The organism is Asanoa hainanensis, assembly GCF_900188485.1.
In the GTDB taxonomy this organism is placed as follows: domain Bacteria; phylum Actinomycetota; class Actinomycetes; order Mycobacteriales; family Micromonosporaceae; genus Asanoa; species Asanoa hainanensis.
In genome coordinates, this window is record NZ_FZPH01000001.1 from 216,585 (window position 1) to 230,531 (window position 13,947).

General features: G+C 75.3%; 11 protein-coding genes. 4 read left to right on the forward strand and 7 right to left on the reverse strand.

Translation table 11 applies throughout. The features are described 5' to 3' along the window. Positions 1 to 112 precede the first annotated feature (112 nt). Positions 113 to 1,807 carry an acyl-CoA dehydrogenase family protein gene (locus CHC05_RS01075; protein ID WP_089243669.1) on the forward strand — a complete coding sequence of 565 codons (1,695 nt, stop codon included), beginning with the start codon at positions 113 to 115 and terminating at the stop codon, positions 1,805 to 1,807. Here CHC05_RS01075 and CHC05_RS01080 read toward each other — a convergent pair. Genes CHC05_RS01080 through CHC05_RS01090 form a run of 3 tightly spaced genes read right to left on the reverse strand, consistent with a single transcriptional unit; the run spans position 1,804 to position 5,794 of the window. Beyond that, a complete protein-coding gene (locus CHC05_RS01080; protein WP_089243671.1) occupies positions 1,804 to 2,430 on the reverse strand; it encodes a hypothetical protein in 627 nt (208 codons plus the stop codon). The genes CHC05_RS01075 and CHC05_RS01080 overlap by 4 nt on opposite strands. Continuing rightward, complete coding sequence (locus CHC05_RS01085; protein ID WP_089243673.1) at positions 2,427 to 4,277, reverse strand: dynamin family protein; 1,851 nt, start codon at positions 4,275 to 4,277, stop codon at positions 2,427 to 2,429. Before CHC05_RS01085 ends, CHC05_RS01080 begins: the two co-directional genes overlap by 4 nt. Beyond that, entirely contained in the window at positions 4,274 to 5,794 is a 1,521-nt protein-coding gene (locus tag CHC05_RS01090) for a dynamin family protein (protein ID WP_089243675.1), read from the reverse strand. The genes CHC05_RS01085 and CHC05_RS01090 overlap by 4 nt, the downstream gene beginning before the upstream one ends. 237 nt (positions 5,795 to 6,031) lie before the next feature. Here CHC05_RS01090 and CHC05_RS01095 point away from each other — a divergent pair, with 237 nt between their 5' ends. The 3 genes from CHC05_RS01095 to CHC05_RS01105 all read left to right on the forward strand — a co-directional run bounded on the left by CHC05_RS01095 (position 6,032) and on the right by CHC05_RS01105 (position 10,579). Next, positions 6,032 to 9,184, forward strand: coding sequence for a helix-turn-helix transcriptional regulator (locus CHC05_RS01095; protein WP_245870601.1), 3,153 nt, complete (start codon positions 6,032 to 6,034; stop codon positions 9,182 to 9,184). A gap of 13 nt (positions 9,185 to 9,197) precedes the next feature. Further along, positions 9,198 to 9,725, forward strand: a complete 528-nt coding sequence (locus CHC05_RS01100; RefSeq protein WP_089243677.1) for a LuxR family transcriptional regulator — start codon at positions 9,198 to 9,200, stop codon at positions 9,723 to 9,725. Between the two features lie 329 nt (positions 9,726 to 10,054). Next, on the forward strand, positions 10,055 to 10,579 hold the full coding sequence (locus tag CHC05_RS01105) for a hypothetical protein (RefSeq protein ID WP_089243679.1): 525 nt from the start codon (positions 10,055 to 10,057) through the stop codon (positions 10,577 to 10,579). Between the two features lie 203 nt (positions 10,580 to 10,782). Here CHC05_RS01105 and CHC05_RS01110 read toward each other — a convergent pair whose 3' ends face one another. The 4 genes from CHC05_RS01110 to CHC05_RS01125 form a co-directional block, all read right to left on the reverse strand. Next, positions 10,783 to 11,580, reverse strand: coding sequence for a lysophospholipid acyltransferase family protein (locus tag CHC05_RS01110; RefSeq protein ID WP_089243681.1), 798 nt, complete (start codon positions 11,578 to 11,580; stop codon positions 10,783 to 10,785). A gap of 36 nt (positions 11,581 to 11,616) precedes the next feature. After that, complete coding sequence (locus tag CHC05_RS01115; protein ID WP_089243683.1) at positions 11,617 to 12,093, reverse strand: pyridoxamine 5'-phosphate oxidase family protein; 477 nt, start codon at positions 12,091 to 12,093, stop codon at positions 11,617 to 11,619. A gap of 1 nt (position 12,094) precedes the next feature. Next, entirely contained in the window at positions 12,095 to 12,835 is a 741-nt protein-coding gene (locus CHC05_RS01120) for a hypothetical protein (RefSeq protein ID WP_089243685.1), read from the reverse strand. Positions 12,836 to 12,925: 90 nt separating this feature from the next. Further along, on the reverse strand, positions 12,926 to 13,765 hold the full coding sequence (locus tag CHC05_RS01125) for a patatin-like phospholipase family protein (RefSeq protein ID WP_089243687.1): 840 nt from the start codon (positions 13,763 to 13,765) through the stop codon (positions 12,926 to 12,928). Between the last annotated feature and the right edge of the window lie 182 nt (positions 13,766 to 13,947).

Consider the following 13,947-nt stretch of genomic DNA (forward strand, 5'->3'; position numbering starts at 1 on the left):
CTGCCGTCCGGCGAGCCGCGCGTGCCTTCCGGCGCTGTTGCGTGGTCGCGCGCCCGCGCGGTCGGTTAACGTCGGGCCAACCCGTTCCCCGCCCCGCGAAGGAGCCGCATCCATGGCCCGGTTCGTGCAGCCGCTACCGCCGCCGCCGGATCCGTACGCGGGCGATCGATTCCTGCGGGTCTGGCTCGACCGGCAGCTCGGCGTGACCGGGCACGCCCTGGCCAAGGCGCGGCTCACCGACCTGGCCGCCGACGTCGCCGGGCCGCTGCGGGCCGCGCACGCCGACGCCGAAGCGCATCCGCCGACCCTGGTCCGCTACGACCCGTGGGGCGCCCGCGTCGACCGCGTCGACACCTCCGCCGGCTGGCAGGCGCAGCGGGCCGCGGCCGCCCGGCACGCCGTGGTCGCGCTGCCCTATCTCGACGAGGCCCGCGGCACCTGGGGCGCCGCGACCCGCACTGTCCAACATGCCCTGCTGCACCTGTACGGCCCGGAGTCCGCGACGTTCTCCTGCCCGGTCGCGATGGCCGACGGCGCCGCCGCGCTGCTGTGCCGCGGCGACGTCGACCGGGACGTCCGCGACCGGTGGCTGCCCCGGCTGCTGTCCACCGACCCGGACACCGCGATCACCAGCGGCCAGTGGATGACCGAGTCGCAGGGCGGCTCCGACCTGGCCCGGTCGTCGACCGTCGCCCGCCGCGACGGCGACCGGTGGCTGCTCTCCGGCGAGAAGTGGTTCTGCTCCGCCGCCGACTCAGCGATGGCGGTCGCCCTGGCCCGCCCCGAGGGCGCCCACCCGGGCAGCCGGTCGCTGGCACCGTTCCTGCTCGCCCGCTACGAGGGCGGCGGCAACGGTGGCGCGCCGGCGCCGGGCGTCACCGTCCACCGCCTCAAGGACAAGCTCGGCACCCGCGCCCTCCCGACCGCGGAGATCGGCCTGTCCGACGCCGTCGGCGTCCCGCTCGGCAACCCGGACCAGCCCGGCGGCCTCGTACGCGCGATGACCCTCGTCGTCGTCACCCGGCTGCACAACGCCGCCGCGGCCGCGGGCGGCATGAGAAGAGGCCTCGACCACGCGATCGCGTACGCGAAGGCCCGGCACGTCGCCGGTGGTCTGCTCTTCGACTCCCCGCTGCACCGGGCCACGCTGGCCACCCTCGCCGTCGACGCGATGGGCGCGTTCGTCCTGGCCGGGCACGCGTTCGCGCTGCTGGGCCGGGTCGAGGTCGGCTCCGACCCGGCGGCGGCCGCCGAGCTGCGCCTGGTCGCGCCCCTCGCGAAGCTGGCCACGGGACGGCTCGCGGTCAGCTCGGCCAGCGAGTACGTCGAGTGTTTCGGCGGCGCCGGCTACGTCGAGGACACCGGGGTGCCCCGGCTGCTCCGCGACGCGCAGGTGCTGCCGATCTGGGAGGGCACCACCAACGTGCTGGCCCTGGACGCGCTGCGGGCCGTCGCCCGCGACGACGCCGGGACCCCGGTGGTGGCCCGGGTCGCGGCCGCGGCCGACCTGGCGCGCGGGCTGTCGCCGGCGGTCGCCGACACCCTCGCGGGCGCGGCCCGCGACCTCGGCGCGCGGCTGAAGGAGGCGGCGGCGGACCCGACCGCGGCGACCGTCGTCGCGGGCGCGCGGGGGCTGGCGCTGCGCACCGCGTACGCCCTCGCCGCCGCCCTGCTGGTCGAGCAGGCCGCCGACCGGGACGATCTGGCCGAGACGGCGGCCCGGCTGTGGTCTCGGCGCTGGCTGCGCGGCGAGGACATCGCCGTGGACGCGGCCAACTACGCGGACGTGCTCTGCGGCGGGGCCTAAGCGGACGGCGGTCCCCAGAAGCGGGCCAGAGCCGCTGTCGCCGGGTCCTCTGACCCCAACAGCGTCTCCCAGCCCGACGACGCCGGGTCGAGGCCCGCATAAGCGGCCAGGTCGGTCGGCTCCGGCACATCCGACGGCATCAGGTCGGCCGGGCCCAGCGTGCCGAGGGTGGCCGGGTCCGTCCACGGTGCGCCGTCGACCGGCTCCGGCAGGTCGGCGCCCAGGTCGAGGGCGGCCGGGAACTCGTGGGTGGGCCAGAGCGCGTCCGTGTACGCGGACACGTCCGGGTCGAGGCCGAACAGCCCGGTGGCGTCCAGCGGCGCAGGTGTGTCGTCGGCGTCGAGCGCGTCGAGGCCCGCCGCCCAGTCGTGCTGCTCGCTGACCAGGGCGTGCGGAGCGAAGGGATCGTCAGCGCCGCTGTCGTCGTCCCACTCCTGGTGGTCGTCGTGCGTGGCCAGATGGTGGTCGCCGAGCTCCACGCCGAACGGGTCGGTGTCGGCGCCGCTGTCGAACTCCGGCTCCTCGTACCCGCCGTGCTCGTCATGCGACCCATGATCTTCGAGATGGTCCCCGTGGTCCCCATGATCAGCGTGCCCGTCGTCCCAGGTCCAGTGGTCACTCATGCCTGCTCCTGGTCGTCGGTGGTGGTCGGTGCGGGTGAGAGGGTGCGGGCGCGGACCAGCACCGTGTCGACCTGCTTGATGCGGGAGCGGATCGCCTCGCGTTCGGCGGCGACGCCGGCCCGCCGCCGGGCCCGTTCGGCCTTGTCGTCGGCGAGCGCCTTGTCGATCTCGGCGATGTGCGCGTCGAGCTGGGCCAGCCGCCGCTCGATCGCGTCGTCGAGCGACAGCGTCAGCGCGTACTGCAGGTCCGTGAACCGGTGCATGATCTCGTCGGAGAGGGCGGCGCGGGCCTCGCTGAGCACGTCGCGCAGCCACAGCCGGGCCTGGGCCCGGTCGCTCTGCGCCCGCCGCCGGTAGAGGATGAACGCCCCCGCCGCCAGCCCCAGCCCGAGGCCGGCGACCGGCACCAGCAGCCCGCCGCCGAGCAGCGCGCTGGCGCCGAGCGCGGACGCACCGGCCATCGCGCCGCGGCCGGCCATGAACGCCATCCCGCCCGCCGACATCGCGATCATCATGTTGTCGGTGCCGGTGTCCCGCGGCGGCCGGCTGGTCAGCGCGTGCCGCAGCGTGGCGTTGAGCCGGGCCAGCACGAACTGGAGCTCGTCGGCGCCGAACACCTGCGCGAGGACCTTCTCGGCGACCTTGCGGAACAGGTGCTCCAGGTCCTGCGACAGCCGCACCGACAGGGCCTGCAGCGCCGTGTCCAGGTCGCTGGGCAGCGCCTTGAGCTCGTCGCTCTTGGCCTTGTCGATCCGGGTGAGCAGCTCGTCCTGGAGCTCGGCGACGTACGTGCGCAGCTTGCCGGTCGCCTCCACCCGCGCCCGCTGCGTCTCGGTGTTAAGCGTCAGCGACCACTGCCGCGACTCGGTCCGCTTGCGCGCGGCCAGGGCGGAACGGTCGGCGCGGGCCTTGGCGACGTCGGCCGGGTCTGGGTCGGTGGCGGTGAGCCGTTCGCCGGCCCGCAGGTCGAGCCGGACGAGCTCGCTGCGCACCGCCCGCAGCAGGTTGGCCTGCCGCAGCAGGTGTCCCTTGCCGGCCAGCTCGATCAGGGCGTGCTGCAGCGGCGCGATCCGCGACTCGCGGACGAGCTCGGTGCCGGCCTCGCCGGGCATGGTCATCGACAGTTGGGCGAGCCGCGCCGACACGGGGAACCAGGGTGCCTGCGCGAACCGGGGCGCGTGGGTCTGGAGCTGCGCGCGGTCGTCGGAGAGGATGGTCCGCCAGCCCGGGTACGCGTCGGTCTTGGTCAGCGCGAACACCACCACGTTGACGCGCTTGCTGGCCTCGATCAGGAACTCGAGCTCGGGGCGGGTGAACGGCCCGGACGCGTCGACCACGAACAGCAGGGCGCCGGCCTGCGCGGCGGCGTCGAGGGCGACCTCGGCGTGCAGCGGGTCGAGCCCGCCGGTGCCGGGAGTGTCGACCAGGCTGAGGTATTGCAACAGCGGCGCCGAGTGGGTGACCTCGATCCGGCGCGGCGGCCGGGTGTCGTCGGGGAGCTGCCCGAGGACGGTCGCCCAGTCCCGCAACTGCCCGAGCTCCAAGGGTACGGGCTGGGCGCGGTCGGGCAGCCACGCCTGCGCGCCGGGCGGGCTGCCGGGCACGAACTCCAGGTAGGTGGCGGTCGCGACGGCCGCGTCGACCGGCGACAGGTCCGGCACGCCGATCAGCGCGTTGACCAGGGAGCTCTTCCCACGCTTGGTCTCGCCGACGACGACGACCGACGGCCGGGTGACCGCGCGGCGGCGCAGCGCCTCGATGTCGGCGGCCGCGTCGGCGTCGGCCCGGCGCAGGAACGCGAGCGACCCGTCGACGGCCTCGCCGAGCAACGTACCCAGGTCGGTCATGTCGCGACCTCCGCCCGCAGCCGCTGCGAGAGCAGGTGGAAGCCGCGGTGCACGACCAGCGCCACCCGGGACTGGGCGGGCGTCGCGCCGGCGACCGCGAAGACCCGCCAGCGGGCGGCGGCGGCCAGGGCGGCCTCGCGCAGCTCGTCGGCGCCGGCCGTCGGCAGGCTCAGGATCCACTGCGGGTCCTGCGACAGGGCGAGCCGGGTCAGCTCCTGTTCCATCGGGGCGGGCAGCTCGACGGTGCCGCCGCTGACCTGCTGGGCGACCTCGAGCAGCCGCAGCCGATGGTATTCGGGGCGTTGCAGCACCCGCTCGATCGCGTCCCGGAGCACCTCCCGGTCGGGAATGGTGTCGGCGTGCCCGGCGGTCTTCTCCAGCGTGGACAGCGCCCAGCCGGCCTTGATCGCGTCGGTGCGCCACCGGAACGCGTGGTCGAGGGTGTGCCTCAGCCGTGGGAACCCGGACGCCTGGTAGAGCATCCGGACCAGGTCACCGCTGCCGAGGGTGGGGTGCGCGGCGAGCTGCGCGAGGGAGAAGCCGATCCCGTACAGGTCGAGCAGGGTCAGCAGCCGTTGGCGGTGCTCGCGGGGCACGGGTGCGGGCCGGGACACGAACAGGTCAACGGATGCGAGCAGCAGCGTACGGTCGGCCAGCGGCATCGCGGACAGCACCCGCAGGGCTTCGCAGTCGGCCGCGGTGAGCCGCCCGGCCTCGGTCGTCTCGGCCAGCAGCCCGACCACCGGCACGACCCCGGAGACCACCCGGCGCAGCGCCTTGCCCTGGTCGTCGGCCAGGCTCTCGGCGACCGGCCACGGGTCGGCGGCGCCGTCGACGAGCTTGTCGGCCTTGTTGAACAGCCCCACCGAGTTGATCGGGTTGCTGGCCAGCCGCGCCGACACGGACCGGAACGCCTCCAGGGCGGCCACGTCGTCGTCCCGGACCGCCTGGGTGAACACGTACACGATGGCCTCGGCCCCGGAGATCGCCCCCGCGGAGTCGGCGTCAAGCCCTTCGTCGATCGGCGCGGTGTTGTCCTCGAAGAGGAAGCGGCGCGCGCCGGCGCTGACGGAGGCGTTGGTCGACGAGAGCCCGGGCGTGTCGACGACGGTCAGGTCACGCAGGTTCGCGCTGGTCAGGGCAACATCGACATAGGCGACCTCAGCCGCGGGTACGCCGAGGCGTTGCGGGATCATCCCGGTCTCGTCCAATGGCAGGCTGACCCGGCTGCCGTCGCGCCGCACGACGTCGACCCGGTCGGCCGTCCCGTACCGGAACTGGGTGACCACGCGCGTGCACTCGCCGACCTCGGTCGGGGCGACCCGCCGCCCGATCAGCGCGTTGACCAGGGTCGACTTGCCGGCCTTGAGCCGCCCGGCGATCGCGACCCGCAGCGGCTCGTCGAGCCGTTGCCGCACCCGCCGCACCTGGACGCGGGCGGCGTCGGAGGTGAGCTGGGGCCCGACCTCGTCGCACAGCCCGGCGACCACCTGCCGCAGCGCGATGGGTGCCGTCACGCCGGGACACTCCCCTGCAAACCGCCCTTATCGGGCATGATGCCCGTGCTGGGGTCGTCAGGTCGCGGGGCGTCGGCGACAATGACGGTGGCCCGGCGGGGGTGCGCGGTCATCTTGGCGTGGTCCTCCTGGCTGGGTCGGCTAGACCAACACTACGAATATCCTGCCGGCGGCAGGATCCCATGTTCGTGCCACCGGGGCTCGCGTCCATCAGCGGCCCCGAGAGTCGGAGGATGAGTGCCGCACGCACCGGGCACCGGCGTCGCCGACCGTGCCGCCGGCGAACCGGCGGACGCGGCGCCCGACGACGTGGTCGCGCGGGCCAGCGCCCTGCTGGCCAGGCCCGGCCTGGTCGTCCTGACCGGGGCACCCGGCGCCGGCCGCAGCACGGCGTTGCGGGACCTGGCGGCCGCGTTCCGCGGCCCGGTCTTCGCCGGCGGCGGCCTCTCGATGCTCCAGGACGTGCCGGCACTGGCCCTGTCCCGCGCGGTCCGGGTCCGCCTGCCGGCCCACGACACGGCGCTGCTCGCCGAGGCCGTGCGCTCGCGGGTCCGGTCCGGCCTGCTTGTCGTCGACGACCTGCAGTGGGCCGACCCGGCGACGGTCGCGGCGGTCGCCGCGCTGGCCGCGCACACCCGGGTCGCGGTCGCCCTGCGCACCCCACACCGGCTGCCCGCCGAGTCGGTGGCCGCGCTGCGGGCCGCGTCGGCGGGGTGGCTGGCCGTGCCGCCGCTGTCGGTCTCCGCGGCCACCGACCTGGCCCGGCGGGTCGCGCCCGCGCTCGGTGATGCCGCGTTGGCCGAGGTGGTCCGGCGGGCCGGGGGTGTTCCGCTCGCGGTGACGGCCCTGGCCCGGCACGCGGCCGCCGGCCGACCCGCCGCCGCGGATCGCGGCGCTGAGGTGACCGGCGCGCTGCCGGTCGTGGTGCCGGCGACGCCGGAGGTGGACCAGGTCGCGTACGCGGTCGCCGAGGCCCTCGCGGACCTGACCCGCCCGGCCCGCACAGCGATGGCGGCCCTGGGCCTGCTCGGCCGCCCAGCGTGCCCGACCGTCCTGGGCGCGGGCGTGGCGGAGCTACGCGAGGCAGGCCTGGTCATCACCGTGTCAGCGCCGGCCGGCGCGCCGTCCGAGCCCGGCGCCTCGGCGCCGATCGAGGGAAATCCGGACAGCGGCGCCGCCGGGGCACCCGCACCACCTGGCCCGGGTCCGGCGGTGCCCGCCGACGGAAGCCTCGACCCCGGCCGATCCACCGGGGATACGGATCCCGCGCTCTCCAGCGGTCGTTCGCCGCTGACCGACGGCGAGAGCCCGGACTCCGGCGGATCCGCCGAGGTCATCGCACCGGCCGGTCAGAGTCTGGCGTTGCCAGACGATGGACGCTCGGACCCCGCGGGCGTCAACGCGGCCGGCGTGCCCGCGGTGGTGCCGACCGACATAAGCGCGGACCTCGACCGGTCTTCGCGTGCTGCAACCGTGTCGACGGTTGCCGGAGCGGGGGCTGTGGTGACCGCCGACAGCCTCCGAGACTCTCAGCCGATCCCGCCCGCGATTGGCGTGGCAGGGGCGGGTGATCGACGCCCGGACGACGGCGGATCTGCTGGGTCCGCCGCTCCCGTCTCGGAGCCTGCCGTCCCGGACCTGGTGGCGCCGACCGAGCGAAGCCCTGGCAACGGCACCGCTGCCGATGCGGTCGCGCCGGAGGTGGAGGGTGAGTTGGTCGCACCGGCGTCGCCCTATGTGGCCGAGGTGGCGGCCGGGATGTTGGATCCCGCCTCGCGGGTGGCGTTGCATCGCCGGCTTGCCGAGCTGACCCCGGACCGGGAGGCGGCCCGGCATCTCGCCGCAGCCGGTGACGACGCAGGTGCGGCCGCGCGGGCGTTGGCCGCGGTCGCGCGGGCCGGCACCGCCGGTGAGCGGGCCGAGTTGTTGCTGCTCGCCTGCGACCTGCCCGGCGTGCGCCCCACTGACGCGACCCGGACCGCCGCCGCGGCCGCCGCTTTGGCCGCCGGTCGGCCTCGCGACGCGGTGCGCGTGCTTGCCTCCGGCGGGCCGGTCGGCGTCGACGCCGCCGTGCTGCGGGCCGAGGCGCTGCTCCAGATCGGTGACCTCGCGGGGGCGCGGGCCGCGGCGGCGCCCGTGCCCGACGACGCACCCGCGTCCGTGCGGGCGGCTCGGGACCGGGTGCTGCTGCTGGCGCGGCTCGCGACCGACCCCGCCGGTGCGCTCGACGTCGCGGCCGGGCACGGTGCCACCCCGGAGCACGCCGGGCTGCGGGCGGCGGTCGCCGCGGTGCGGGCCGCCGGGCGGGTGCCGGGCTGGGAGTACGGGCTCGCGTCCGCGGCCGAGGCCGCCGCCGCTGCCGGCGACCTGCTCTCGACGCGGTGGAGTGCCTGGCTGCTCGTCGAGACATTGGCCGCCGACGGGCGGCTCGCCGAGGCCGCCACCACCGCACAGCGGGCTGCGGCGGCGTGTGCGAGCGACCTCGCGTACAGCTGGCAGGCCCGGTTCCTGGCCGCTGCCTTGTGGTGCGAGGCGCTGCGTGGCGACCCGGCCGGGACGCCGGCCGACGACGTGGTGCGCCGCGCCGCCGACCTCAACGACCGGACGGTGCCGACGTTGGCGCGGGCGTACGCGGTCGCCGCGGCCAGCCTCGTCGAGGCCGACGGTGGCCTGCTCGCACCCGCGCGGGCCCGGCTCGCGGCGGCCGCGCCCGCACCGGCCGCCGCCGCCCTGCTGGACTGGGTCGGTCGGGAGGCCGCCTGGCTCGACGGGCAGCCCGACCGGGCCGCCGCCCCGGACGGCACCGCCGCGCCGCCGTTGGTCGACGGGCTGCGGCGGATCACCGCGCGCTGGGCCGCGTACGACGCCGGTGTGGTCGACGAACCGGACCCGGCGGAACTCGATGCGACGGACCGCGCGTCCGCCGGGCTGCCCGCGGTACGCGAGACCCTCGCGGCGTGGTCGGGTACGGGCGGGTTCGACCTGGCGGCGGAGGCGTGGCACGACCTGGTGGTGCGCGAGGAGGTGCGCTGCCTGCTGGCGGCCGGCCTGCACGAGACGGACCCGGAGCGTGCGGTGGCCGCGCTGCTGGCCGCCGAGTCGCTGGCGGAGTCGGCGGGCCTGGTGGTGCTGCTCGGCCGGGCCCGGCGGGCGTTGCGGCGCCACGCGGTGCGGCGGGAGACCCGTGGCCCGCGGGCCGGCTCCGACCTGACCGACCGGGAACGCGACGTGCTGCGCCTGGTCGCCCGCGGCGAACCGAGCCGCCGGGTCGCCGGCCAGCTCGGCATCTCGGCCGAGACGGTGGAGACCCACATCCGAGCCGGGATGCGCAAGCTCGGCGCCCGCACCCGCACCGCGGCCGCCGCGATGGCGTTGGAGCAACTGCGATGACCGGGGTGGGGCCGTGACCGACGTTGACCAGCCCCGCTACGTGCTGCCGAACGCCGGCGACGCGACCACCGTGTTGCGCCGCCTGGCCCGGTCCGGCTGGACGACCCGGGAGGGCTTCGCCCTCACCGAGCAGTCCTGGGACCTGACCGGCAACCGGCTGCTGCTGTTCGGCCGCGTACCCGACCGCGAGACCGTCCGCCTCGTCGTCCTCGCCGCGGCCCGCGGCGCCGGCGTGGTCGCGATCACCGACGCCACCGGCGACATCGGCCGCTCGCTGCTGGCCGACCTGACCAGGCTCGGCCCGGTCCACCGCGACGCCGGCGGCGCCGACCTGGGCCCGGCCGAGTCCGGCGACCTGCTGCCGGAGCAGCGCGCCCTGCTCGACCGCCTGGCCGGCGGCGAGACCATCGCGGCCGCGGCGGCGGCCGAGTTCCTGTCGCTGCGGACGGCCAACCGCCGCATCGCCCAGGCCCGCGAAGCCCTCGGCGTCCGCACCACCCGCGAGGCCGTCCTGGCCTACCTGAACCAACGCGGCAGCTGAGCCAATACGGCACCCGAGCTGACGCGGCAGCCAGACCAGCACGGAGCCTGACCTTGACGCGGCAGCCAGACCAGCACGGAGCCTGAGCTTGACGCGGCGAGCCGGCCAGCGTGGCGCCCAAGCTGACGCAGCCGGTCCGTCGTACGACCGCGTGGGCTGGCCGGTCACCGCCGACTGCTCGGTGGCCGGCGGACCGGGACAGGACTCGTGGCTGGTGCAGGTGGGCGCTTGTTGCGTGCACCAGCGCTGGCGGTGGCCGACCCGCTGGGCCTGTTCCGTGGCGCAACGACGGCGCGGAAGTGTCGGGGGTGGACGCTAAGGTGCGGCGCATGCGATCGCTGACTGCCGCCATTGCCGACCACGACGACGCCGCCGGTTTCCTGGCCTGGCCCGGTGACTTCGAGCTCGACCGGAAAGACCATGTCGAGGAGGTCCACCTGGCATCGGGGGCGACCCTCGAAGGCTTCGCGGGCGACGGGGCCGGTGGCACGTTCTTCTTCTGCGGCGATGGTGGCGAGGAACGCCCGGTCCTCTACGCCGACTCGGAAGGCGGCGCGGCCCTGGTCGCGATCGGCCTCGAGCAATTGCTGCAGCTGCTGCTGGTCGCGCCGTGGTGGCGGGACTGCCAGGCGTTCACCGAGGAGGAGAGCCGGGAGCTGGCCGCCGAATACCTGGAGGACATGCCCGACCTGACCGACCGCCGCGACCGGGCAGCAGCGGCACTCGGGATCGAGCTACCGACCGAGGCCGAGGTCCTGACCCGACTACACCGAGTCGCAACGGAAGCGGGCGACGACTTCGTCCTGGTCTACACACCGGAGGGCAACGAGTACGAACGCCTGATCACCGCCTGAGCCAGGCCGCCGAGCCAGCCCGGCACGCCTGTCGCCGCGCCCACGGCTTCGACCCGGATGGCAAGACAGCGTCAGGCGGGCGAGACGCGCTCTTGTGGTCGAGAAACAGACCGGTCTGCCGGCCAGGTCGGGTCAACGAACCTCGCTCCGGTCGTTGGGCGGCGGGACAGGTCCGCGGACCTGGTCGGCTCGGCGGAGCTTGCTCAGGTCGTTGGGCGGCGGCGGTAGCGGCGCGACAGGTCCGCGGGTCTCGTTGGGTCCACGTAGCGTGGGCCGCCCATTTCGTCCTGGCGGATTTCCGCGAGGGTGTCCGTCAGGCCTTCGATGATCCGTTCGGTGGCGCGCTGCGCCGCGCCTGGGACGCCCGGGACCAGGTCGGACAGGTCGATCGGGGTGCCGAAGTGGACTTTGATCGTGGGGCGGCGCCAGGCTGAGCGGGCCAGGCCCGCCAGGACGCTGCGGAGGGACGCCGCGTACGGGATCACCTCGTGGGAGCCCCACTGGGCTACCGGGACGACCGGGGCGCCGCTGGCGAAGGCCAGCCGGGCTGTGCCCGTGCGGCCGCGTTCGGGCCACATCGTCGGGTCCAGGCCGATGCGGCCCTCGGGGTAGACCATCACCACCGACTCGCGGACCGCGTCGACGGCGACCCCGAGCGCGTCGCTGACGTTGGCCTCGCGGCGGTCGACGCGGATGTGGCCGCTGGAGCGCATCGCCCAGCCGACGATCGGCGCCCGGAACAGGCCGCCCGTGGCCATGATGCGCGGCGCGATGCGGCGTACGCGGGTCGCGGCGGTCAGCACGATCGGGTCGAACGGGCTGATGTGGTTGGCCGCCAGGATCAGCGGGCCGTGCCGCAGCGGGTCGGGGACGTCTCCGCTGACCTCGAGCTTGGCCAGCAGGGCGATCGCCGCCCGGGCGGTCAGCTGCAGGGCCAGCCAGAAGCGCGGCGCCTGCCAGGTGGCGGCCGGCGGCGTGCTCGACACGGTCTCCGCTTCCATCAACAGTTGATCGTGCCACACCTGGCGATCATGGGATCAGCGGTCGAAGCTCCGTACGCCCTCGCCCGGTCGCCACAGCTCGATGACGAGCTTGTCGGCCGCCGGGGACAGGCCCGTGTAGACGGCCTCGGACAGGTCGAGGCGGAACAGGTGCATGCTGTCGGGTGATCCGTCGGCGATCACGGCCCAGAAGCGGTCGAGGTCGGTGACCTCCTCGGCGACGCCGCTCAGCTTGGCCTCGCCGGGCCACGACGCCGGGTCGCCGCCCGGGTCGACGGGTGCGGAGTGCAGCGCGAAGCGCGGGTCGCGCAGCAGGTCCTGGGCCTTGCGGGCCTGCCACATGCTGCCGAGCCAGACGTCGTCGCCGGCGAAGATGGTCTCGGTGCCGCTGATCCGGGGCGCGCCGTCGCGGCGGAGGGTGGCCAGGGTCTTGTGGGTGTTGGCGTCGAACGCCGCCTTCACCCGCACCGCCAGCTCCGGGGCCTCCGCCGCGAAGCGCGCCCACGTGGTCATCTCAGCCGACGTCGCGTAGCTCGGCCAGCCGCGCCTCGATCTCGGCGAGCTCGGCGCGTAGCTTCTCGGCCTGCGTCTCGGCCTCGGCCCGCTCGGAGGCCATGATCTGCTCGACGGCCTCGTGCACGCCGGGGACGTCGACCAGCGCGACCATCTTGAGCGCCTCGGCCGGGCGGATCGTGTAGGGCTTGGCCAGGCTCTTGGTGCCCTGCGCGGCCGCGACCGTCCACTCGCCGTCGGCGTAGGCCAGCGTCACCGTCAGCCCCGCCGGACCCTTCGGCTTGGCCACCTTCGCGGCCCGCTTGGCCGGGCGCGGCGCCTCGGCGGTCGGCTCCTCCACCGTGGACGTCGTCACTGTGCTCTCCTCACGTGGTGCCGGAACAGGGGCTTTGGAAACAGGCGGCAGCAGCCCAGGCCCGGGCGGGGCCTCGTCGACCGGCGCCACCGGCTTGGCGGCGGCAGCCTTGGCCGCCGCGGCCGTCGACCGGGCGGCCGCACGCCGGGGGGCGACGGCCAGGTCGGTGGGGGAGAACGGCAGCTCGTCGCGGCCGAAGCGGACCACCACGAACTCGTCGGACACGTCCGGGTCGGTCAGCTCGATCACCTGGCCGGTCTGGCCCTCGATCTGGCCCGCCGACGCCGTGAACACCACCTTGGGCTTGCGGCCGGCGGCCAGGCCGTCGCGGATCGACGACAGCTCGTCGGTGGAAAGACCGCGGACAGCGGTGCGCGCGGCGGCCATCAGGGAACCCCTCTCATCCGTACACCTGTTTGATTGTGTGCAGGCTCTTCATATCAGGAGGCTCCGACAAAACCGAACGCGGCACGCCGCTCACGCCGACCAGACCGCCGTGACCCTGGCCGCCTCCGTCGCCGCCTGCTCCCGACCGGCCCGGGCGGACGGCGCCCGCGCCGCCGGATCCAGCACGTTGCGCCCGATCGCCCGCCGCGCCGCCGCGTCCGGGGTGACCACCACCACCGAGGCTCCGGCGCGGCGCAGCGTCGCGAGCTGCCGGTCGAGCCGGTGGTGCCGGCCCAGCGCGCGAGCGATCGGCGCCAGCAGCACCACCCGGTCACAGCCGGCGGCCAGGTCGACGTTGGTCGCCGACCGCACGCCGCCGTCGACGTACCGCCGTCCGTCGATCGTCACCGGTGGCCAGACGCCCGGCACGGCGCAGCTCGCACCGACCGCGTCGACGATGTCGACCCCGGACTCGCGGGTGAACACGGCGGTCTGGCCGCTGCCGGCGTCCACGGCCACGATCCGCAGGTCCCGCTCCGGCCACGTGGCCGCGGGAAGGCGCGCCGCGATCGCCGCCCGGCGCCGGTCCTCCGGCATCGTCGGGGCCCGCAACGCCATCGCGCCGACCCGCGCGGCGGCCCGCTCGGCGGTTCGGGACGTCGCCGCCGCCCAGACCCACGACGCCAGCGGACCGAAGCCGAGCTTGGCCGGCGTCCCGGTCTCCGGCGGAGCCAGCTGAGAGGCGTACAGGTCCGGCACGGGCACACCCGAGGCGATGCTCGTGCCGACGAACGACCCGGCCGACGTGCCGATCACCAGGTCCGCGGCCGCCAGGTCGATCCCGGCGTCGGCGAGCCCGGCCAGCATGCCGAACTCCCACGCGATCCCGGTGACGCCGCCACCGCCGCACACCAAGGCCCTGCCACCCATGCGCACCTCCGGGAGAAAGTGCACCCAGCGTACGGCCCGGACCCGGCGAGTCGACAATGGATGATCCCCACTGTCGAACGCACATTCGCGCACGCCAATGCCAACGATTGAGAACGCCAATAGGTTGCGGCGAACGACCCACCCCGGGCGTTTACCGCCGTCGATGCCTGCGGCGGTACTCC